Annotated in this window: 1 protein-coding gene; it reads left to right on the top strand. The window is 73.5% G+C overall.

The window, feature by feature from the left end; genetic code table 11:
- Positions 1-214 precede the first annotated feature (214 nt).
- Positions 215-24955: a type I polyketide synthase gene (locus J2Z30_RS12120; protein WP_345662671.1), complete on the top strand. Its 24741-nt coding sequence runs from the start codon at positions 215-217 to the stop codon at positions 24953-24955.
- Position 24956 lies beyond the last annotated feature (1 nt).

Genomic DNA, 24956 nt, shown 5'->3' with positions numbered 1-24956 from the left:
TCGAGATCCTTGTCGCCACCGGAATTCTCATGCACTCTGGTGAATTAACGGTGGCCATTGCGCGATGCCCCTCGGATACGGGACCCCAAAGGGATGATAGGGGTCCATAGGGGGTTTGAAGGGGTTTCTGGCCGCCCTGCCCTGTGTAAAGCTGACGTACGGTCTTGGTGTTATGTCTGCGAGGGTAATGGGGCGCGCGATGGTGAGTGAGTCCGTGGATTTCACGCCCGAGCACACCGAAAAGGGGGGTACGAGCCCCGAAGGGACGTCCCCGTGGCGTGACCGGCTCGCCGCACTCCCCGAGGCCGAGCGCGCCGAGGCCCTCACCGCCTGGGTCGGCGAGATCGTCGAACAGGCCCTCAAGGACAAGGCGCCGGACCTCCTCGACCCCGAGCGCCCCTTCCTCGACCTGGGCTTCGACTCCCTCGCCACCGTCGATCTGCACGCCCGGCTGACCGCCGCCACCGGACTGCGGCTGCCCGTCACCCTCGCCTTCGACCACCCCACCCCCGCCGACCTCGCCCGCCATGTGCGGGCCGAACTGCTCGGCGCGGACGACGACTCCGACGCCCTCCCGGCCGACGCCGGAATGGGCCCGATCGCCGCCGACGAACCCATCGCCATTGTCGGAATGAGCTGCCGGTTCCCCGGTGATGTCGGGTCCCCCGAAGAACTGTGGGAAATCGTCGCGGGAGGAAAAGACGTCATCTCCGAATTCCCGGTGAGCCGGGGCTGGGATCTCGCCGGACTTTACGACCCCGACCCGGACCGGCCGGGCAGCAGCTATACCCGCGAAGGCGGATTCCTGCACGACGCCGATCAGTTCGACCCGGCGTTCTTCGGAATCTCCCCGCGCGAGGCCCTCGCGATGGATCCGCAGCAGCGGCTGCTGCTGGAGACCTCCTGGGAGGTCTTCGAACGCGCCGGTATCGACCCCGCGATCCTCCGAGGCGGCCGGACCGGTGTGTTCGTCGGCGCCGAGACCCAGGACTACGGACCCCGGCTGCACGAGGCCGAGCAGGGCTTCGAGGGCTATCTGGTCACCGGCAACGCCGCCAGCGTCGCCTCCGGCCGGATCGCCTACACCTTCGGCTTCGAAGGTCCCACCGTCACCGTCGACACCGCCTGCTCCTCCTCCCTGGTGGCGCTCCACCTGGCCGTCCAGGCGCTGCGCACGGGCGAGTGCACCATGGCGCTCGCCGGTGGCGCCGCGGTCATGGCCAACCCCGGCTCGTTCATCGCCTTCAGCCGCCAGCGCGGCCTCGCGCCCGACGGCCGCTGCAAGCCGTTCGCCGCCGCGGCCGACGGCACCGCCTGGGGCGAGGGCGTCGGCATGCTGCTCGTCGAGCGGCTCTCGGAGGCCCGGAAAAACGGCCACCGGGTCCTCGCCGTCGTCCGCTCCACCGCCATCAACCAGGACGGCGCCAGTAACGGCCTCACCGCCCCCAGCGGCCCGTCCCAGCAGCGCGTCATCCGCCAGGCCCTCGCCAACGCCGGACTGACGGCCGGCGACGTCGACACGGTCGAGGCCCACGGCACGGGGACGACCCTCGGCGACCCCATCGAGGCCCAGGCGCTGCTCGCCACCTACGGCCGGGACCGCGAGGCGGACCGGCCGTTGTGGCTCGGCTCGCTCAAGTCCAACATCGGCCACACCCAGTCCGCGGCCGGTGTCGGCGGCATCATCAAGATGGTCATGGCGATGCGCCACGGGGTGCTGCCGCGGACGCTGCACGTGGACGAGCCGACCCCGCATGTCGACTGGTCCGCCGGTGACATCGAGCTGCTGACCGAGGCGCGGCCCTGGCCGGAGAGCGACCGCCCGCGCCGCGCGGGCGTCTCGTCGTTCGGCATGAGCGGCACCAACGCGCACGCCATCATCGAGCAGCCGCCGGTCGAGGGCGCGGAGCAGGACGGGGCCGAGGAGCCCGAGGGCGAGGGTTCCGCGGAACCCGCCGTGCTGCCCTGGACCCTCTCCGCGAAGACCACCGACGCCCTCCGGGGCCAGGCCGAGCGGCTGCACGCGCTGCTCGACGCCGACTCCGGCCTCGCCCTCACCGACATCGGCCACTCCCTGGCCACCACCCGCGCCACCTTCGAACAGCGCGCCGTGCTCCTCGCCGGTGACCGCGACGGCTTCCGCTCCGCCCTGCGCACCCTCGCCGACGGTGGCGACGGGCCGTCCGTCGTACGCGGCGCCCCCGTCGCGGGAAAGCTCGCCCTGCTGTTCACCGGACAGGGCAGCCAGCGCCTCGGCATGGGCCGCGAGCTCCACGCCGCCTACCCCGTCTTCGCCGAAGCCCTCGACGACGCCTGCTGGTACCTCGAGGAGCAGCTCGAACTCCCGCTCCTCGACGTGCTCTTCGCCGAGGAGGGCAGCCCCGAGGCCGCCCTCCTGGACCGCACCGACTACACCCAGCCCGCCCTGTTCGCCATCGAGGTCGCGCTCTACCGCCTCCTCGAGTCCTGGGGACTGCGCCCCGAACTGCTCGCCGGACACTCCATCGGCGAGCTCGCGGCCGCGCATGTTGCGGGTGTGCTGTCCCTGGAGGACGCCGCCGCTCTGGTGGCCGCCCGTGGCCGTCTGATGCAGGAGCTTCCGGCCGGTGGCGCGATGGTCGCGGTGCAGGCGTCGGAGGACGAGGTGCTGCCGCTGCTCGCCGGGCGCGAGGACCGGATCGGCATCGCCGCGATCAACGGCCCTCACTCCGTCGTCGTCTCCGGCGCCGAGGAGGACGCGCTGGAGATCGCTTCTGGTCTTGAGGCGCGGGGTCGGAAGACCAAGCGGCTCACCGTCAGCCATGCGTTCCACTCCCCGCTGATGGACGACATGCTCGCCGAATTCCGGCGCGTCGCCCAGGTGCTGGAGTACGCACCGCCGCGCATCCCCGTGGTCTCCACCGTCACCGGGCGCGTCGCCACCGCCGAGGAGCTGTGCTCGCCCGAGTACTGGGTGCGCCACGTCCGCGAGGCCGTCCGCTTCCTCGACGCTGTGCACACCCTGGCCGACAAGGGCGCCGCCACCTTCCTGGAGCTCGGCCCCGACGCCGTGCTCACCGCCATGGCCCAGGACTGTCTGCCCGACGCCGACGCCGACGCCGACGCCGACGCCGACGGCACCGCGTATGCCGCCGCGTTGCGCGCCGGGCGCTCCGAGGCCGAGACCCTGACGGCTGCCGTGGCGCTGGCGTACGTCCGGGGCAAGAAGGCCGACTGGGCCGCTCCGTACGCCACCACCGGCGCCCGCACGATCGACCTGCCCACCTACGCCTTCCAGCGCCGGCCCTACTGGCTCAACGCCCCGGCCCCGGCCGGAACGGCGGCCGAGGCCGGGCCGGGCTCGGCGGTGGACGGGCGGTTCTGGGATGTGGTGGAGCGCGGGGATGTGGCCGCGTTGGCGGCGGAGCTGGCGGTGGATCCGGGGCTTTCGCTGGGTGAGGTGTTGCCCGCGTTGTCGTCGTGGCGGCGGCAGGAGTCGGTGCGTTCGGCGGTGGATGGCTGGCGTTACCGGGTGACGTGGAAGCCGGTGTCGGAGCGGTTGGGCACCGGGGTGTTGGGTGGTTGCTGGCTGGTGGTGGTCCCTGCGGAGGCGGCTGGGGGTGCCTGGGCCGCGGGTGTGGTGCGGATGCTGGCTGGGCGTGGTGTGGATGTGCGCGTGGTCGAGTCGGCTGCGGTGGACCGTGCCGGGCTGGCGGATGAGCTGCGTACGGCGGTCGTGGGCGGTTCGGTGGCGGGGGTGTTCTCGCTGCTGGCGGTCGAGTCCGCGTCGGGGTTGTTGCGTACGGCTGCGTTGGTGCAGGCGTTGGGTGAGGTGGGTGTGGGCGCGCGGTTGTGGGTGGCGACGCGGGGTGCGGTGTCGGTGGGGCGTTCGGATGGTGTGGTGAGTCCGGCTCAGGCGTTGGTGTGGGGGTTTGGGCGGGTGGCGGCGTTGGAGCTGCCGGAGCGGTGGGGTGGTCTGGTCGATCTGTCGGAGTCGGTGGATGAGCGTGCGTTGGGTCGGTTGGCGGGTGTGCTGGCCCCCGGTGGTTCGGGTGAGGACCAGGTCGCGGTGCGGGCCTCGGGTGTCTTCGGACGCCGGCTGGTGCGGGTGGTCGGGTCCCGGACGTCGGGCGACGAGGGCTGGCGGGCCTCGGGTTCGGTGCTGGTGACCGGTGGTACGGGTGCGCTGGGTGCGCATGTGGCGCGCTGGCTGGTGGCGAACGGTGCCGAGCATGTGGTGCTCACCAGCCGTCGTGGGCTGGAGGCTCCGGGTGCGGCCGAGCTGCGGGATGAGCTGGCGGCTTCGGGTGCTCGGGTGACGGTTGCCGCGTGTGATGTGGCGGACCGGGACGCGCTCGCCGAGCTGCTGGCGTCCATACCGGCCGAGTTCCCGCTGACCGCCGTCGTGCACGCGGCCGGTGTGCTGGACGACGGCGTACTGGACGCGCTCACGCCCGAACGGTTCGCCTCGGTGCTCCGGGCGAAGGCCGACGCCGCGCTCCATCTGGACGAGCTGACGCGTGGCCTGAACCTCTCGGCCTTCGTCCTCTTCTCCTCGATCACCGGGTCGGTGGGCGCCGCCGGACAGGGCAACTACGCCGCCGCCAACGCCTACTTGGACGCGCTGGCCGAGCTGCGCCGCGCCCAGGGCTTGCCCGCCACCTCGATCGCCTGGGGCCCGTGGGCGGACTCCGGGATGGCCGGTGACGACGCCATGGAGCGGCGGATGCGCCGCGAGGGCATGCCGCCGATGGCGCCCGAGTCGGCCGTCGCCGCGCTGCGGCAGGCGCTGGACCTCGATGACACCGCCGTGACGGTCGCGGACATCGAGTGGGAGAACTTCACCCGCACCCTCACCGCCGTACGGCCGAGCCCGCTGATCGCCGAGCTCGCGGCGGTGGCCGGGCCGGGCGCGGCGACCGGCGCCGACACCGTCAAGGTCGTCACCGACGCCGACTCCGCCTCTCCGCTCGGCGAGCGCCTGAGCGGCCTTCCGAGGGCCGAACAGGACCGTGCGCTACTGGAGTTGGTGCGTACGCAGGTCGCGTCGGTGCTGGGGCACGGCGGGGCGGAGGCGGTGGCGGCCGGGCGCGCCTTCAAGGAGCTGGGCTTCGACTCGCTGGCCGCGGTCGAGCTGCGCAACCGGCTGAACGCGGCGACGGGCCTGCGGTTGGCCGCCACGCTCAGCTACGACTACCCGAACGCCACCGCGCTCGCCGACCATTTGCGGACGGAGCTGGTGGGTTCGGATGCTGCGGTGAGTGGTGGCGTGGTGGCGCCTGCGGTTGCGGTGGCCGATGATCCGATCGCGATCGTGGCGATGAGCTGTCGTTTCCCGGGTGGGGTGCGGTCGCCGGAGGAGCTGTGGCAGCTGCTGACGGCGGGTGGGGATGCTATTGCGGAGTTCCCGTCGGATCGTGGTTGGGATCTGGCGGGGCTGTACGACCCGGATCCGGATCGTCAGGGGACGTCGTACGCGCGTGAGGGTGGTTTCGTTTACGACGCCGGGGATTTCGACGCGTCGTTCTTCGGGATCTCACCGCGTGAGGCGCTGGCGATGGACCCGCAGCAGCGGCTGCTGCTGGAAACCTCCTGGGAGGCGTTCGAGCGCGCGGGCATCGACCCGGCCACGCTGCGCGGCAGCCGTACCGGTGTCTTCGCGGGCACCAACGGCCAGGACTACGCCGGGCTCGTCTCCACGCCGCCCGAGGGCCTGGAGGGCCATCTGGGCACGGGCAACGCGGCGAGCGTCGTGTCCGGGCGAGTCGCCTACACCTTCGGTCTCGAAGGCCCGGCCGTCACGGTGGACACGGCGTGTTCGTCGTCGCTGGTGGCCCTGCACATGGCCGTTCAGGCGCTGCGACAGGGTGAGTGCACGATGGCGCTCGCGGGCGGAGTCACGGTGATGTCCACGCCGGAGGCGTTCGTGGACTTCAGCCGTCAGCGCGGACTCGCGGAGGACGGCCGGATCAAGGCGTTCGCGGCGGGTGCGGATGGCACCGGCTGGGGTGAGGGCGCGGGCATGCTGCTTGTGGAGCGGCTTTCGGACGCGGAGAAGAACGGCCACCCGGTGCTGGCCATCGTGCGGGGCAGCGCGATCAACCAGGACGGTGCGAGCAATGGCCTGACCGCGCCGAATGGTCCCTCGCAGCAGCGGGTGATCCGGCAGGCGCTGGCTGGTGCGGGGTTGTCGGCCGGGGATGTGGACGCGGTCGAGGCGCACGGTACGGGTACGACGCTGGGTGACCCGATCGAGGCGCAGGCGCTGCTGGCCACGTACGGGCAGGAGCGGGATGGGGACCGGCCGTTGTGGCTGGGGTCCATCAAGTCCAACATCGGTCATACGCAGGCGGCTGCCGGTGTCGCGGGGATCATCAAGATGGTGCTGGCGATGCGGCACGGTGTGCTGCCGCAGACGTTGCACGTGGACGCGCCGTCGCCGCATGTGGACTGGTCGGCGGGGGCCGTCTCGCTGCTGAGCGAGCGGGTGGAGTGGCCGGAGACCGGCCGTCCGCGCCGCGCGGGCGTGTCGTCCTTCGGGCTCAGCGGCACCAACGCGCACACCATCATTGAGCAGGCCCCGGCCCTTCTGGTCGCGCAAGCCGAGAAGCCCGTGCCGCGTGAGCTGACCGCGCTGCCGTGGCTGCTGTCCGCGAAGGACGGCCAGGCACTGCACGCCCAGGCCGCGCAGCTGGCCACCCATCTCCGCACCCACCCCGAGCTGAGCACGACCGACCTCGCCTTCTCGCTCGCCACCAGCCGCGCCGCACTGGAGCGGCGCGCGGCGCTCGTCACCACCGACCGTGAGACGTTCCTGGCGGGCCTGGACGCCCTGGCCCGGGGCGAGTCCGTCCCGGATGTGGTCGAGGGGACGGTTGCGGAAGGCAAGCTGGCGTTCCTGTTCACGGGGCAGGGGAGTCAGCGGCTGGGGATGGGGCGTGAGTTGTATGACGCCTATCCGGTGTTCGCGGATGCGTTGGATGAGGTGTGTGCGCATCTGGATCTGTATCTGGAGCGGCCGCTGCACGATGTGCTCTTCGGGGATGATGCCGAGGCGCTGGACCAGACGGGGTTCACTCAGCCTGCGTTGTTCGCGGTTGAGGTGGCGTTGTTCCGGCTGGTTACGGAGGCGTGGGGTCTGACGCCGGACTTCCTCTCCGGGCATTCGATCGGTGAGCTGGCAGCCGCGCATGTGGCGGGGGTGTTGTCGCTTGCCGATGCGGCGAAGTTGGTGGCGGCGCGTGGGCGGTTGATGCAGGAGCTTCCGGCCGGTGGCGCGATGATCGCGGTGCAGGCGTCGGAGGACGAGGTCGCACCGCTGCTGAGCGAGCGGGTCAGCATTGCCGCCCTCAACGGTCCGTCGTCGGTCGTGATCGCCGGTGATGAGGACGAGGCTGTCGCGATTGCGGCGGGTTTCGAGGCGCGGGGTCGGAAGACCAAGCGGCTCACGGTCAGCCATGCGTTCCACTCGCCGCGTATCGACGGCATGTTGGATGCGTTCCGGCAGGTGGCCGAGGGCCTTATGTACGAGGCCCCGCGCATCCCGATCGTCTCCAACCTCACCGGCGCCATCGTCTCCGCCGACGAGATCGCGACCCCCGACTTCTGGGTGCGCCACGTCCGCGAGGCCGTTCGCTTCCTCGACGGCGTCCGCACGTTGGAAGCGGAGGGTGTGACGACCTTCATCGAGCTTGGCCCCGATGGCGTTCTCACCGCGATGGCGCAGGAGTGCGTGACCGGCGAGGACGCCGCGTTCGCCGCCGCGCTGCGGAAGGGGCGTGCCGAGGCCGAGTCGGTGACTACCGCCCTCGCCCTGCTGCATGTCCGGGGTCAGTCCCCGGACTGGGGCGGCTACTTCGAGGGCACCGGGGCTCGGCGGGTCGAGCTGCCGACGTATGCCTTCCAGCGCACCCGGTACTGGTGGGAGGAGGCCCCGGCGGTGGCGGAGGTCGCGCCGGGCGGTGCCGTCGACGGGCGGTTCTGGGATGTGGTGGAGCGCGGGGATGTGGCCGCGTTGGCGGCGGAGCTGGCGGTGGATCCGGGGCTTTCGCTGGGTGAGGTTTTGCCTGCGTTGTCGTTGTGGCGGCGGCAGGAGTCGGTGCGTTCGGCGGTGGATGGCTGGCGTTACCGGGTGTCGTGGAAGCCGGTGTCGGGGCGGTCGGCGGCCGGGGTGCTGGGTGGCTGCTGGGTGGTTGTGGTGCCTGCCGGTGAGGCCGGGGGCGTGTGGGCCGCGGGTGTGGTGCGGGTGCTCGCCGGGCGTGGTGTGGATGTGCGCGTGGTCGAGTCGGCTGCGGCGGATCGCGCCGGGATGGCGGATGAGCTGCGTACGGCCGTCGTGGGCGGTTCGGTGGTAGGGGTGTTCTCCCTGCTGGCGACGGTCGACGATGAGACGGGTCTGCTGCGGACGGCCGCGTTGGTGCAGGCGTTGGGCGATGCGGGTGTGGGCGCGCCGCTGTGGGTGGCGACGCGGGGTGCGGTGTCGGTGGGGCGTTCCGATGGCGCGGTGAGCCCGCGTCAGGCCCTGGTGTGGGGTCTGGGCCGGGTGGCGGCGCTGGAGCTGCCCGAGCGGTGGGGCGGTCTGGTCGACCTTCCCGAGACGGCCGACGAGCGTGCGCTCGGACGGTTGGCGGGCGTGCTGGCCGGGGCCGGTGGTTCGGGTGAGGATCAGGTCGCGGTGCGGGCCTCGGGTGTCTTCGGACGCCGACTGACGGAGGCTTCCGGGACGCGAACGCGAACGCGAACGCGGACGCGGACGTCGGGCGACGAGGGCTGGCGGGCCTCGGGTTCGGTGCTGGTGACGGGCGGTACGGGTGCGCTGGGTGCGCATGTGGCGCGCTGGCTGGTGGCGAACGGTGCCGAGCATGTGGTGCTCACCAGCCGCCGGGGTCTCGACGCCCCGGGCGCGGTGGAGTTGCGCGATGAGCTGGCGGCTTCGGGTGCTCGGGTGACGGTTGCCGCGTGTGATGTGGCGGACCGGGACGCGCTCGCCGAGCTGCTGGCGTCCATACCGGCCGAGTTCCCGCTGACCGCCGTCGTGCACGCCGCCGGTGTGCTGGACGACGGCCTCGTGGACACGCTGGACGCCGAGCGTCTGGAGCGGGTGGTGCGCGCCAAGGCCACCTCCGCGCAGAACCTCCATGAGCTCACCCGCGACCTGGACCTTTCGGCGTTCGTCCTCTTCTCCTCGCTCGCCGGATCGGTGGGCGCCGCAGGACAGGGCAACTACGCCGCCGCCAACGCCTACTTGGACGCGCTGGCCGAGCTGCGCCGCGCCCAGGGCTTGCCCGCCACCTCGATCGCCTGGGGCCCGTGGGCCGAGGGCGGCATGGCCGCCGACGAGGCCCTGGAGCGGCGGATGCGCCGCGACGGAGTGCCGCCGATGGCACCCGAGTCGGCGCTCACCGCGCTGCGGCAGGCGCTGGACCTCGATGACACCGCCGTGACGGTCGCGGACCTCGACTGGGACCGGTTCCTCGCCGGGTTCACCGCCGTACGGCCGAGCGCGCTGTTCGGCGAGGTGCGGGCCGCGCGTCCGGCGCCGGCCGCCGAGGGCGCGCCGCGTCCGGCCGCCACCGCCGGGACCGGCACCGGCACGCTCGCGGAGCGGCTGTCCGGGCTGACGGGGAACGAGCGTGCACAGACGCTGCTGGAGTTGGTGCGTACGCAGGTCGCGTCGGTGCTGGGGCACGGCGGGGCCGAGGCGGTGGCGGCCGGGCGCGCCTTCAAGGAGCTGGGCTTCGACTCGCTCACCGCCGTCGAACTCCGCAACCGGCTCAACGCGGCGACGGGCCTGCGACTGCCCGCCACGCTCAGCTACGACTACCCGAACGCCACCGCGCTCGCCGACCATTTGCGTGCTGAACTGCTGGGTTCGGATGCGGCGGTGAGTGGTGGCGTGGTGGCGCCTGCGGTTGCGGTGGCCGATGATCCGATCGCGATCGTGGCGATGAGCTGTCGTTTCCCGGGTGGGGTGCGGTCGCCGGAGGAGCTGTGGCAGCTGCTGACGGCGGGTGGGGACGCTATTGCGGAGTTCCCGTCGGATCGTGGTTGGGATCTGGCGGGGCTGTACGACCCGGATCCGGATCGTCAGGGGACGTCGTACGCGCGTGAGGGTGGTTTCGTTTACGACGCCGGGGATTTCGACGCGTCGTTCTTCGGGATCTCACCGCGTGAGGCGCTGGCGATGGACCCGCAGCAGCGGCTGCTGCTGGAAACCTCCTGGGAGGCGTTCGAGCGCGCGGGCATCGACCCGGGGGCGCTGCGCGGTCAGCAGATCGGTGTCTTCGCCGGGACCAACGGCCAGGACTATCTGTCGCTGCTGATGCGGGCGTCCGAGGGTCTGGAGGGCCATCTGGGCACGGGCAACGCGGCGAGCGTCGTGTCCGGGCGGGTGGCGTACACCTTCGGTCTCGAAGGCCCGGCCGTCACTGTCGACACGGCCTGCTCGTCCTCGCTGGTGGCGCTGCATCTGGCGGTGCAGGCGCTGCGGCAGGGCGAGTGCACGATGGCGCTCGCGGGCGGCGTCACGGTGATGTCCACCCCCGAGAACTTCATCGACTTCAGCCGTCAGCGCGGACTGGCCGCCGATGGCCGGATCAAGGCGTTCGCGGCGGGTGCGGATGGCACCGGCTGGGGCGAGGGCGCGGGCATGCTGCTCGTGGAGCGGCTGTCGGACGCGCGGAGGAACGGCCACCCGGTGCTGGCGGTGGTCAGGGGCTCCGCCATCAACCAGGACGGTGCGTCCAATGGCCTGACGGCGCCCAACGGTCCGTCCCAGCAGCGCGTCATCCGGCAGGCGCTGACCAGCGCCGGGCTGACGACCGGCGATGTCGATGTCGTCGAGGCGCACGGCACGGGTACGACGCTGGGTGACCCGATCGAGGCGCAGGCGTTGCTGGCCACGTACGGGCAGGAGCGTGAGGCCGAGCGGCCGTTGTGGTTGGGGTCAATCAAGTCCAACATCGGGCACACGCAGGCCGCCGCCGGTGTCGCGGGGATCATCAAGATGGTGCTGGCGATGCGGCATGGTGTGCTGCCGCAGACGTTGCATGTGGACGCGCCGTCGCCGCATGTGGACTGGTCGGCGGGGGCCGTCTCGCTGCTGAGCGAGCGGGTGGAGTGGCCGGAGACCGGCCGTCCGCGCCGCGCCGGTATCTCCTCGTTCGGCATCAGTGGCACCAACGCGCACACCATCATCGAGCAGGCACCGTCGGTCGACGCACCGACCGAGGCACCGGTCGACGCACCGCCCGACGCACCGCCCGAGGCCCCGGCCGAGGCACCCGAGAAGCGGAACGGCCTCGGCGGCCTTCTGCCGTTCGCCCTGTCGGCCAAGAACGCCGAAGCGCTGCGGGAGCAGGCCGCGCGGCTGCACACTCACATCGCGTCGCGGCCCGAGTCGGTGCCGCTCGACCTCGCCCACGCCCTGGCCGTCGGCCGCGCCGCCCTGGAGCGGCGTGCGGTGCTGACCGTCGGCGACCGGGACGAACTGCTGCGGACACTCGACGCGCTGGCCCGGGGCGAGTCCGCCTCGGGTGTGGTTGAGGGGACGGTCGCTGAGGGCAAGGTGGCGTTCCTGTTTACGGGGCAGGGGAGTCAGCGGCTGGGGATGGGGCGTGAGTTGTATGACGCCTTCCCGGTGTTCGCGGATGCGTTGGATGAGGTGTGTGCGCATCTGGATCTGTATCTGGAGCGGCCCCTGCGGGATGTGTTGTTCGGGGGCGACGCGGCGGTATTGGATCGGACGGGGTTCACTCAGCCTGCGTTGTTCGCGGTTGAGGTGGCGTTGTTCCGGCTGGTTTCGGAGGCGTGGGGACTGCGGCCCGACTTCCTCTCCGGGCACTCCATCGGTGAGCTGGCCGCCGCGCATGTGGCGGGTGTGCTCTCGCTCGCGGACGCGGCGCAGCTGGTGGCCGCCCGTGGCCGGTTGATGCAGGAGCTGCCCGCCGGTGGCGCGATGATCGCGCTGCAGGCGTCGGAGGACGAGGTCACGCCGCTGCTGACCGAGCGAGTCTCGATCGCCGCCCTCAACGGGCCGACCTCCATCGTCATCGCGGGCGATGAGGACGCGGCGCTGGAGATCGCCGCCGGTTTCGAGGCCCAGGGCCGTAAGACCAAGCGGCTCGCGGTCAGCCACGCGTTCCACTCCCCGCGTATGGACGGGATGCTGGAGGCGTTCCGCGAGGTGGCGCAGGGGCTGACCTACGAGTCCCCGCGCATCCCGATCGTCTCCAACCTCACCGGGAACGTCGTCTCCGCAGACGAGATCACGACGGCCGACTTCTGGGTGCGCCACGTCCGCGAGGCCGTCCGCTTCCTCGACGGTGTCCGGACCTTGGAAGCCCAGGGCGTTACCACCTACCTCGAACTCGGCCCCGACGGCGTCCTCTCCGCGATGGCGCAGGAGTGCGTCACCGACGCCGACGCGGCCGCCTTCGCCGCCGCCCTCCGCAAGGACCGCCCCGACGCCGAGGCGCTGCTCTCGGCCCTCGCACAGGCGCATGTCCGTGGTGTGACGCCGGACTGGGCGGCCGTGTTCGCCGGTGCGGGCGCCGCCCCCGTGGACCCGGCCGAGCTGCCCACCTACGCGTTCCAGCGGCAGCGGTACTGGCCCAGCGCCGCCGCCCTCGCGTCGGGCGACCCCGAGTCGATCGGGCTGGGCGACATCGACCATCCGCTCCTCGGCGCAGCCGTCGCGCTCGCGGACGCCGATGGCCTCCTCCTCACCGGGGTGCTCTCCATCCGCACCCACCCCTGGCTGGCCGATCACGCGGTCATGGACACCGTGCTGCTGCCCGGCACGGCCTTCGTCGAGCTGGCGAGCACGGCGGGCGCCCAGGTCGGCTGTGAGCGGCTGGACGAACTCACCCTCGAAGCACCGCTCGTGCTGCCCGAGCACACCGGGGTACGGGTGCAGCTCGTCGTGGACGGGACGGACGAGTCCGGCCGCCGTTCCTTCAGCCTGCACTCGCGCCGTCAGGACGCGCTCGGCACCGAGCCGTGGACGCGCCACGCCACCGGTGTGCTCGCCCCCGGCGCCCGGATGGCCGAGCCGGACCAGTCCGGTGAACTGGCCGTATGGCCGCCGCAGGGCGCGACGCCGATCGCGGTCGAGGGGCTGTACGAGGAGCTGGCCGGGGCGGGCCTCGGCTACGGGCCGGTGTTCCAGGGGCTCCAGGGCGCCTGGCGGCTCGGCGAGAACCTCTACGCCGAGGTGGGCTTCCCCGAGGGCGCGCCGCTGACGTCGGGCGCCGAGGCCGAGCGGTTCGGGCTGCACCCGGCCCTGCTCGACGCCGCGCTGCATGTCATCGGCCTCGACAGCGCCGACCGCGAGTCGGCGCTTGCCGAGGGCGCGCTGCTGCCGTTCGCGTGGAACGGCGTCCAGCTGCACGCGGCCGGGGCCGGTGCGCTGCGGGTGCGGCTGTCCGAGCGGTCGTCGAACGCGGTCTCGCTGCGGGTGGCCGACGGCACGGGCCGTCCGGTGGCCACGGTCGAGTCCGTGGCGCTGCGGGCGGCCTCGGCCGACCAGGTGCGCGCGGCGCGTGGCGGGCCGCACGAGTCGCTGTTCCGGCTGGACTGGACGGCGGTTCCGGCGCCCGCGACCGGCGCGGTCACGGGCGACTGGGCGGTGCTCGGCGCCGACACCGCCGAACTGGCCGTGCTGGAGGGCGCGTTCGGGCCGGGGGTCCGGCTCGCCGCGTACCGCGATCCGGCGGTGCTGCGGACGGCCGTGGAGTCCGGGGCACCCGTGCCCGACACCGTCCTGCTGAGCGCTACCGGTGGCGATGGCGACGCACCCGCCGTGCACGAGGCCACGCAGACCATGCTCGCCCTGCTCCAGGAGTGGCTTGCCGATGAGCGGTTCGCCGGGTCGCGGCTGGTGCTGCTGACCCGGGGCGCGGTGGAGACCGAGCCGGGCACGGGCGTGGCGGATCTGCCGTACGCCGCCGTGCGCGGTCTGTTCCGCTCCGCGCAGTCGGAGAACCCGGGGCGTCTGGTGCTGCTGGACGTGGACGGCGAGGAGAGCTCGTACCGTACTGTGCCCGCCGCGCTCGGCGTGGACGAGGCGGAGTTGGCGCTCCGCGCGGGCGTGGCGCTCGCGCCACGGCTGGCCCGGGTGCCGGTCACGGATGACGCGGACATCGAAAACAGCGCGGAAACCGTCACCGTCCCGTCGTACGACCCCAACGGCACCGTACTGATCACCGGCGCCACCGGAACCCTCGGCGGCCTCTTCGCCCGCCACCTCGTCTCCGCCCACGGCGTACGCCACCTGCTGCTGGTCAGCCGCCGTGGCGCCGACGCCGAGGGCGCCGAGGAGCTGGGCGCCGAGCTCACCGCGGCCGGTGCCACCGTCACCTGGGCGGCCTGCGACGCGGCCGACCGCCACGCGCTCGCCGCGACCCTGGCCGCCGTCCCGGCCGAGCATCCGCTGACCGCCGTGGTGCACACGGCGGGCGTCCTGGACGACGGCGTCCTCGGCTCGCTGACGCCCGAGCGGGTGGCGCGGGTGCTGCGCCCCAAGGTGGACGCGGCGCTGAACCTGCACGAGCTGACCCGCGACCACGAGCTGTCCGCGTTTGTGCTGTTCTCCGGTGCCGCCGCCGTGTTCGGCGCGCCCGGACAGGCGAGCTACGCGGCTGCCAACTCCTTCCTGGAGGCGCTCGCGCAGCACCGCGTTGCCCAGGGCCTCCCGGCCACCGCGCTGGCCTGGGGCCTGTGGGCCGGTGCGGGCATGGGCAGCGAGCTGGACGAGGTGGACCTGCGGCGCATCGCGCGTGGCGGGGTCGCCCCGATCGCCGCCGACGAGGGGCTCGCCCTCTTCGACGCGGCCCGCGCCGACGGTGCGGCCGTGCTGTTCCCGATGCGGCTCGACTATGCGGGGCTGCGTACCGAGGCCACGGCGACCGGGACCGTACCGGCCCTGTTCCGGGGCCTGGTGCGGACTCCGGTCCGGCGGGCCGCCGCCACGGCCGCCGCCGAGGGCTCCTCGCTCGCCCAGCGCCTCGTCGGCCTCGCGCGGCCCGAACAGGACCGTGAGCTGCTGGAGTTGGTGTGCGGCCGGGTCGCCGCGGTGCTCGGTTATGCGGGCCCGGACGCCGTCGAGGCCGGGCGGGCGTTCAAGGAGCTGGGCTTCGACTCGCTCACCGCGGTCGAACTCCGCAACGACCTCAAGACCGTCACCGGACTGCGGCTCCCGGCGACGCTCGTCTTCGACTACCCGACCCCCGCCGCCCTCGCCGGCCATCTGCGCGAGGAACTGCTGGGCGCCGAGGAGACCGCCACCGCGCCGCAGGTCCCCGTACGGACGGGGGCGGCCCCGGCGCTCGACGACGACCCGATCGTCATCGTCGGCATGAGCTGCCGCTACCCGGGCGGGGTGCGTACCCCGGAGGAGCTGTGGGAGCTCGTCGCCACCGGCGGCGACGGCATCTCCGGCTTCCCCGTGGACCGTGGCTGGGACCTCGACGGCCTCTACCACCCGGACCCCGACCACGCGGGCACCTCGTACACCCGCGAGGGCGGCTTCCTGCACGACGCCGCCGACTTCGACCCGGACTTCTTCGGGATCTCGCCGCGTGAGGCGCTGGCGATGGATCCGCAGCAGCGGCTGCTGCTGGAGACGTCGTGGGAGGCGTTCGAGCGTGCGGGAATCGACCCGGCGCGGGTGCGCGGCAGCCGGGTCGGCGTCTTCGCGGGCGTCATGTACCACGACTACGTGACCGGCCTCGACGGAATCCCCGACGGTGTCGAGGGCTACATCGGCACTGGCAACGCGGGCTCCATCGCCTCCGGCCGGGTGGCGTACACCTTCGGTCTCGAAGGCCCGGCGGTCACCGTGGACACGGCGTGCTCGTCGTCACTGGTGGCGCTGCACTGGGCGATCCAGGCGCTGCGCGCGGGCGAGTGCACGATGGCGCTGGCCGGTGGTGTGGCGGTCATGGCCACGCCCGAGACGTTCATCGACTTCAGCCGTCAGCGCGGCCTGGCCACGGACGGCCGCTGCAAGTCGTTCGCGGCGTCGGCGGACGGCACGGGCTGGGCCGAGGGCGCGGGCATGCTGCTCGTGGAGCGGCTGTCGGACGCGCGGAGGAACGGCCACCCGGTGCTGGCGGTCGTACGCGGCAGCGCGATCAACCAGGACGGTGCGAGCAATGGCCTGACCGCGCCGAATGGTCCCTCGCAGCAGCGGGTGATCCGGCAGGCGCTGGCTGGTGCGGGGTTGTCGGCCGGGGATGTGGACGCGGTCGAGGCGCACGGTACGGGTACGACGCTGGGTGACCCGATCGAGGCGCAGGCGCTGCTGGCCACGTACGGCCAGGAGCGGGATGGGGACCGGCCGTTGTGGCTGGGGTCCATCAAGTCCAACATCGGTCATACGCAGGCGGCTGCCGGTGTCGCGGGGATCATCAAGATGGTGCTGGCGATGCGGCACGGTGTGCTGCCGCAGACGCTGCACGTGGACGCGCCCTCCCCGAACGTCGACTGGGAGGACGGCGCGGTCTCGCTGCTGAGCGAGCGGGTGGAGTGGCCGGAGACCGGCCGTCCGCGCCGCGCCGGTGTGTCGTCGTTCGGCATCAGCGGCACCAACGCGCACACCATCATCGAGCAGCCGCCGGCCGCCGAGGACCGCGAGGACGCGGCGGCGCGGCCGTCCGCCGTACCGCCGGTGCTGCCGTGGCCGCTGTCGGCCATGGGCGGCGACGCGCTGCGCGACCAGGCCCGCCGCCTGCGCGACCGGCTCCGCGCCGCCGACGAGGACGTGGACCTGGCCGCCATCGGCTACACCCTGGCCGCCGGGCGCACCGCCTTCGAGGACCGCGCGGTGTTGGTGGCCGACGGGCGCGACGGCTTCCTGCGCGCCCTGGAGGCGCTGGCCTCCGGCGAATCGGCCACGGGCCTGGTGCAGGGCTCGCCGGTGGCCGGGAAGCTGGCGTTCCTGTTCACGGGGCAGGGCAGCCAGCGGCTGGGGATGGGCCGTGAGCTGTACGACGCCTACCCGGTGTTCGCGGAGGCGTTCGACGCGGTCTGCGATGAGCTGGACGGGCATCTGATGCGGCCGCTGAAGACCGTGGTGTTCGGGGAGGACGCGGCGGAGCTGGACGAGACCGGGTTCACCCAGCCCGCGCTGTTCGCGGTCGAGGTGGCGCTGTTCCGGCTGGTCTCGGAGGCGTGGGGTGTGCGGCCCGATTTCCTCTCGGGGCACTCCATCGGTGAGCTGGCCGCCGCGCATGTGGCGGGTGTGCTCTCGCTCGCGGACGCGGCGAAGCTGGTGGCGGCGCGTGGCCGTCTGATGCAGGAGCTTCCGGCGGGTGGCGCGATGATCGCGGTGCAGGCATCCGAGGACGAGGTGACGCCGCTGCTGACCGAGCGGGTCTCGATCGCCGCGCTCAACGGGCCGTCGTCGGTGGTCATCGCGGGTGATGAGGACGCGGCTCTGGAGATCGCTTCCGGTTTCGAGGCGCAGGGTCGTAAGACCAAGCGCCTCACGGTCAGCCACGCGTTCCACTCCCCGCGTATGGACGGCATGTTGGACGCGTTCCGCGAGGTGGCCGAGGGGCTGTCGTACGAGGCCCCGCGCATCCCGATCGTCTCCAACCTCACCGGGGACGTGGTCTCCACCGAGGAGATCACGACGGCCGACTTCTGGGTGCGCCACGTCCGCGAGGCCGTCCGCTTCCTCGACGGTGTTCGCACCCTCGAGGCCCAGGGCGTCACCACCTACCTCGAACTCGGCCCCGACGGCGTGCTCTCCGCGATGGGCCAGGACTGCCTCGCCGAGGGCGACACGGCGGCGGGCTTCGTCGCCGCCCTGCGCGGTGGCCGCCCCGAGGCCGAGACCGTCGCCAACGCCCTCGCCACCCTGCACACCCGGGGACTCGCCCCGGACTGGGAGGCGTTCTACGCCGGAACCGGCACGCGGCGTGTGGAGCTGCCGACGTACGCCTTCCAGCGGCGGCGCTACTGGCTGGACGTACGGACGGCCACCACCACCCCCGAGGCCACGGCTCAGAGCGCCGTGGACGCCCGCTTCTGGGAGGCCGTCGAGCGCGCGGACCTGGCCTCGCTCGCCGAGACCCTGAACCTCGGCACCGAGGACAACGGCGCGCTGGAGGCCCTGCTGCCTTCCCTCTCGTCGTGGCGGCGGCAGCAGTCGGAGCGTTCGACGGTGGACGGCTGGCGCTACCGGGTGTCCTGGAAGCCGGTCACCGACCGCTCCGCCGCGTCCCTGAGCGGCGGCTGGCTCGTGGTGGTACCGGCCGAGGCGGCCGAGGACGCCTGGGTCGCGGGCGCCGTACGGATGCTGAACGACCGTGGCCTCGACGTACGCCGCGTCGAGCTGACCGCCGACGACGACCGCGCCACGGTGGCCGAGCGGCTGGCCGGGGCCGTCGGCGACGCGCCCGTGACCGGTGGTGTGCTCTCCCTGCTGGCCTTCACGGACAGCGATGGCGACGGCGATGGCGACGGCAACGGTGACGGCGATGTGCTGCTGCGGACGGCCGCGCTGACGCAGGCCCTGGGCGACACGGGCATCGGCGCGCCGCTGTGGGTGGCCACGCGGGGCGCGGTGGCCGTGGGCCGTTCGGACGGAACGGTCAGCCCCGCGCAGGCGCGGCTCTGGGGCCTGGGCCGGGTGGTCGCGCTGGAGGTGCCCGAGCGCTGGGGCGGTCTGGTCGACCTACCGGAGGCGGCCGACGAGCGGGCGCTGGGGCGCCTGGCGGAGGTGCTTGCCGCTGCCGGTGCCAGTGCCGGTGCCGGTGGCGAGGACCAGGTGGCGGTGCGGGCGTCGGGCGTGTTCGGACGCCGCCTCGTCCGGGCCTCCGTGCCCACGTCCGCGTCCGCCAGTGGCTCCTGGACGCCGGGCGCCGGTACGACCCTGGTCACCGGCGGTACGGGCGCGCTGGGCGCGCGGGTGGCCCGCTGGCTGGTCGCGGGCGGCGCCGAGCATGTGCTGCTCACCAGCCGCCGTGGCCTCGACGCCCCCGGCGCCGCCGAGCTGCGCGATGAACTCGCCGCCTCCGGCGCACGGGTGACGGTCGCCGCGTGCGACGTGGCCGACCGGGACGCGCTCGCGCGGCTCCTGGCCGACATCCCGGCCGAGCTGCCGCTGACGGCCGTGGTGCACACGGCGGGGGTGCTGGACGACGGCGTGCTGGACTCGCTCACCCCCGAGCGCTTCACCGGCGTCCTGCGTGCGAAGGCGGCCGCCGCGGCCCATCTCGACGAGCTGACGCGCGATCGGGAGCTGTCGGCCTTTGTGCTGTTCTCCTCGATCAGCGGCACGTTCGGCGCCGCGGGTCAGGGCAACTACGCGGCCGCCAACGCCTACGTGGACGCGCTCGCCGAGCGGCGCCGCGCCGAGGGTCTGCCCGCCACCTCGATCGCCTGGGGCCCGTGGGCCGAGGGCGGGATGGCCACGGACGGGGCGCTGGAGCAGCGTCTGCGGCGCGGCGGACTGCCGCCGATGGACGCGGAGTTGGCGATCGGCGCGCTCCAGCGGGCGCTCGACCTCGACGACACGGTGGTCACGGTCGCGGACATCGGCTGGGACCGGTTCGCACCGGACTTCACCGCCGGGCGGCCCAGCCGTCTGCTCGCGGACCTCCCGGAGATCCGCGCGGCGGCGGAGGACACCGCCACCGCCACCGCGCCCGCCGCCGACGGCTCCTCGCTCGCCGCCCGGCTGGCCGGGCTGGGCGAGGCGGAGCGGGACCGGCTGCTGCTGGACCTGGTCCGTACGCAGGTGGCCGCGGTGCTCGGACACGACGGCTCGGAGTCCATCGGCGCCGACCGGGCCTTCGGCGAGCTGGGCTTCGACTCGCTGACCGCCGTCGAGCTGCGCAACCGGCTCGGTGCCGCCAGCGGTGTCCAGCTGCCCGCGACCCTGGTCTTCGACTACCCGACGGCCTCCGCCCTCGCGGGCTATCTGCGCGGGGAGCTCATCGGAACCAGTACCGTCGCCGAGCCCGTGCACCCCACGGCCGTGACGGCGGCGGCCGATGACGACCCGATCGCCATCGTCGCCATGAGCTGCCGCTTCCCGGGCGGGGTGCGGTCGCCCGAGGAGCTGTGGCAGCTGCTCACCGGGGGCGGGGACGCCATCGCCGAGTTCCCGGCCGACCGCGGCTGGGACCTGGACGCGCTCTACGACCCGGACCCGGACACGCGGGGCACCTTCTACGCACGCGAGGGCGGATTCCTCTACGATGCGGGCCACTTCGACGCCGGGTTCTTCGGGATCTCGCCGCGTGAGGCCCTGGCCATGGACCCGCAGCAGCGGCTGCTGCTGGAGACCTCCTGGGAGGCGTTCGAGCGAGCGGGCATCGACCCGGCCACGCTGCGTGGCACCTCCGCCGGGGTGTTCGTCGGCTCCAACGGGCAGGACTACGACGCCTCGCTGCACACCGTCCCCGAGGGCGTCGAGGGCTATCTGGGCACGGGCAACGCGGCCAGCGTGGTCTCCGGCCGGCTCGCGTACACCTTCGGCCTGGAGGGCCCGGCGGTCACGGTCGACACGGCCTGCTCGTCGTCGCTGGTGGCGCTGCACTGGGCGATCCAGGCGCTGCGCCAGGGTGAGTGCTCGCTCGCGCTCGCGGGCGGTGTGACGGTCATGTCGAGCCCCGGTGCGTACATCGAGTTCAGCCGTCAGCGCGGGCTGGCCCCGGACGGCCGCTGCAAGGCGTTCGCGGCGGGCGCCGATGGCACCGGCTGGGGCGAGGGCGTGGGCATGCTGCTCGTGGAGCGGCTGTCGGACGCCCGGCGCAACGGCCACCCGGTGCTGGCGCTCGTCCGTGGCTCCGCCATCAACCAGGACGGCGCCTCCAACGGTCTGACCGCGCCCAACGGCCCCGCCCAGCAGCGGGTCATCCGCCAGGCGCTGGCCGGTGCGGGCCTGTCCGCCGCCGAGGTGGACGCGGTCGAGGCCCATGGCACCGGCACCCGGCTCGGCGACCCGATCGAGGCGCAGGCGCTGCTGGCCACCTACGGCCGGGAGCGGGACGCGGAGCGGCCGCTGTGGCTGGGCGCCATCAAGTCCAACATCGGCCACACCCAGGCCGCGGCCGGTGTCGCGGGTGTCATCAAGATGGTGCTGGCCATGCGCCACGGGGTGCTGCCGCGCACCCTGCACGTGGACGAGCCGTCGTCGCATGTGGACTGGTCGGCGGGGGCGGTCTCGCTGCTGACGGAGCAGGTGGAGTGGCCGGAGACCGGCCGTCCGCGCCGCGCCGGTGTCTCCTCGTTCGGCTTCAGCGGCACCAACGCCCATACGGTCCTGGAGCAGGCACCGGTCCACGGCGAGACCGCCCAGGCACCCTTCCACGACGAGACCGCCCAGGCACCGGTCCACGACGAGACCGCGGAGGAAGCCGCGCCGCGGCGCCCGCTCGTACGGCCCGATGTGGTGGCCTGGCCGTTGTCGGCCAAGGGCGAGGACGCGCTGCGGGCCCAGGCCGAGCGGCTGCGCACCCACCTCGAGGCCGACGCCGGGCTCGACGCGGTGGACGTGGCGTACTCGCTGGCCACCACCCGGTCCGCCCTGGAGCACCGCGCGGTGGTCCTCGGCCCGGACCGGGACCGGCTGCTCGCGGGACTCACCGCCCTCGCGCGCGGCGAGTCCGCCGCGCAGCTGGTCCGGGGCGTGCCCGTGGAGGGCCGCACCGCCGTGCTCTTCACCGGGCAGGGCAGCCAGCGGCTCGGCATGGGCCGTGAGCTGTACGAGGCCAGCCCCGTCTTCGCGGAGGCGCTGGACGCGGTCTGCGCCGAGCTGGACCGGCACCTGGAACGGCCGCTGTACGACGTCCTGTTCGGGGACGACAAGGAGCCGCTGGACCGGACCGGGTTCACCCAGCCCGCGCTGTTCGCCGTCGAGGTGGCGCTGTTCCGGCTGGCCGAGGCCGCCGGGCTGCGGCCGGACGTGCTGACCGGGCACTCCATCGGCGAGCTGGCCGCCGCCCATGTGGCCGGTGTGCTGTCGCTGGAGCACGCCGCCACGCTGGTGGCCGCGCGCGGCCGTCTGATGCAGGAACTGCCCTCCGGCGGTGCGATGATCGCGCTGCAGGCGACGGAGGACGAGGTCGAGCCGCTGCTCACCGAGCGTGTCGGCATCGCCGCGCTCAACGGGCCCACGTCGGTGGTCATCGCGGGCGACGAGGACGCGGCGATGCGGACAGCGGCGTCGTTGGAGGAGCGGGGCCGCAAGACCAAGCGGCTCACCGTGAGCCACGCGTTCCACTCCCCGCTGATGGACGGCATGCTCGCCGAGTTCCGCAAGGTCGCCGAGGGGCTGACCTACAACGCGCCGTGCATCCCGATCGTCTCCACCGTCACCGGACAGCAGATCTCCGACGAACTGGGCATGGCCGCCGACTACTGGGTGCGCCACGTCCGCCACGCGGTCCGCTTCCTCGACGGGGTCCGCGCCCTGGAGGCCCAGGGCGTCACCACCTACGTCGAACTGGGCCCGGACGGGGTGCTGTCCGCCATGGCGCAGGACTGCGTCACCGCCGGGGACGAGGGCGCCGAGGACGTGGCCTTCGTGCCCGTGCTGCGCGCCGGGCGCCCGGAGACCGAGACGCTGACCGGCGCCCTCGCCACGCTGCACGTCCGGGGCGCGGCCCTGGACTGGGAGGCGCTGTTCGCCGGGACCGGCGCCCGCCGCGTCGAGCTGCCCACGTACGCGTTCCAGCGGCGGCGGTACTGGCTCGAGGGCACCCCGCGCCATACGCCCGGCCAGGAGGCCACGGACCTCGACACGGCCGGCGCCCGGTTCTGGGAGGCGGTCGAGAGCGACGACCTCGCCTCGCTGTCGGACGCCGTGGGCATCGACGTGGACCAGCCGCTCAGCGCGCTGCTCCCGGCGCTGTCCGCGTGGCGGCGCCGTGAGCGCGAGCAGTCCGCGCTCGACGGCTGGCGCTACCGCGTCACCTGGAAGCCGCTGGAGGAGCCCCGGCTCGCCGCCGCCCCCGGCGTCTGGCTGGTCGCCGAACCGGCCGGAGCCGCGGGCCACGCCGACACCGTGCGGCGCGTCGTGGCCGCGCTGGCCGACCGAGGCGCCGACATCCGGCGCATCGCGGCCGATGGCGCGGACCTCGACCGGGACGCCCTGGCCGAGCGGATCCGCCGCGCCGCGTCCGGCGAGCCCGTGCACGGGGTGCTGTCGCTGCTCGCGCTGGACGAGAGTGCGCACCCCGGCCACCCCGCCGTGCCCACCGGGCTGTTGCGCACCGGAGTGCTGGTGCAGGCGCTCGGGGACGCGGGCCTGGACGCCCCACTGTGGTGCGCCACCACCGGCGCCGTCGGCACCTCGGCCGCGGAGCCGGTCGGCAGCGCCGCACAGGCGCAGATCTGGGGCCTGGGCCGGGTGGTCGCGCTGGAGCACCCCGAGCGCTGGGGCGGTCTGATCGACCTGCCCGCGACGCTCGACGAACGGGCCGCCGACCGCCTGGCCGGTGTGCTCGGCGGACACGGCGACGGCGACGAGGACCAGCTGGCGATCCGTACGGCCGGAGTCCTGGCCCGCCGCCTCGCCCATGCCGAGCGCGCCCACGCCGAGCGCACTCACGCTGAGCGCGCCCACGCCGAGGGCGCCCCGGCCACCGGCGCGCCGTGGCGGCCGCGTGGCACGGTCCTGGTCACGGGTGGCACCGGCGCACTGGGCGCCCATGTGGCCCGCTGGCTGGCGGAGAACGGCGCCGGGCATCTGGTGCTCACCAGCCGCCGTGGCCCAGACGCCCCCGGCGCCACCGAGCTGCGCGACGAACTCGCCGCGTCCAGCGCCCAGGTGACCGTCGTCGCCTGCGATGTGACCGACCGGGACGCGGTGGCCGGGCTGCTGGCCCGGATCCGCGACGCACACCCGCACCACCCGCTCACGGCGGTCGTGCACACGGCGGGTGCCGGGCAGTTCGCACCGCTCGCGGAGACCACCCCGGCCGATGTCGCCGATGTGGTGGCCGCCAAGGTGGCGGGCGCGGCCCATCTGGACGCGCTGCTCGGCGACGCCGAGCTGGACGCCTTCGTGCTCTTCTCCTCGATCGCCGCGGTGTGGGGCAGTGGCGGCCAGGGCGCGTACGCGGCCGGAAACGCCTTCCTCGACGCGCTGGCCGAACAGCGCCGGGCACGCGGTCTCACCGCCACCTCCGTGGCCTGGGGCCCGTGGGCGGACGGCGGGCTCGTCGCCGACGACGAGGCGGCCGAGCAACTGCGCCGCCGTGGCCTGCCGGTGATGGCCCCGCACTCCGCCATCGCCGCACTCCAGCAGGCGCTGGACCGGAACGAGACCGCCGTGGCAGTGGCCGACGTCGACTGGGGCCGCTTCGCCCCCGCCTTCGCCGCGGCCCGCCCCCGTCCGCTCATCGCCGATCTGCCCGAGGTCCGCGCGGCCCTCGCGGCGGACCCGGCGGAGGGCGCGGGCGGCGGCGGTTCGGCCGACGCACCGGCGGAGTCCCTGCGGCAGCGGGTCGCGGGGCTCACCGGGCCCGAGGCCGAGAAGGTCCTGCTCGACCTCGTCCGTACGGAGGTCGCCGCCGTCCTCGGACACGACGACACCACGGCCGTCCAGGCGGGCCGGGCCTTCAAGGAGCTGGGCTTCGACTCCCTCACCGCCGTCGAACTCCGCAACCGGCTGGGCGCGGCCACCGGACTCCAGCTCACCGCCACCCTGGTCTTCGACCACCCGACGCCCAGCGCGCTCGCCGGTGTGCTGCGCGCCGACTTCCTCGGCGAGGACACCACCCCCGGACTTCCGGTTCTCGCCGAAATCGACAAGCTGGAATTCACCCTTTCCAACGTCTCCGACGACGCGACGGAACGCGAGCGGGTCACCGCGCGCCTCGAAGCGCTGTTGCGGACCTGGAACGAGAACGAGAACGCGGCGGGCGCCGACGGTGCCGACGACGATGAACTCGACCTCGACGCCGCCTCCGCCGAAGACATCTTCGACATCATCAACAATGAATTCGGAAGGTCCTGAC

Origin of the sequence: Streptomyces iranensis (assembly GCF_017874715.1) — a bacterium.
Taxonomy (GTDB): Bacteria; Actinomycetota; Actinomycetes; order Streptomycetales; family Streptomycetaceae; genus Streptomyces; species Streptomyces iranensis.
This window is presented reverse-complemented; position numbering and strand designations above follow the sequence as displayed.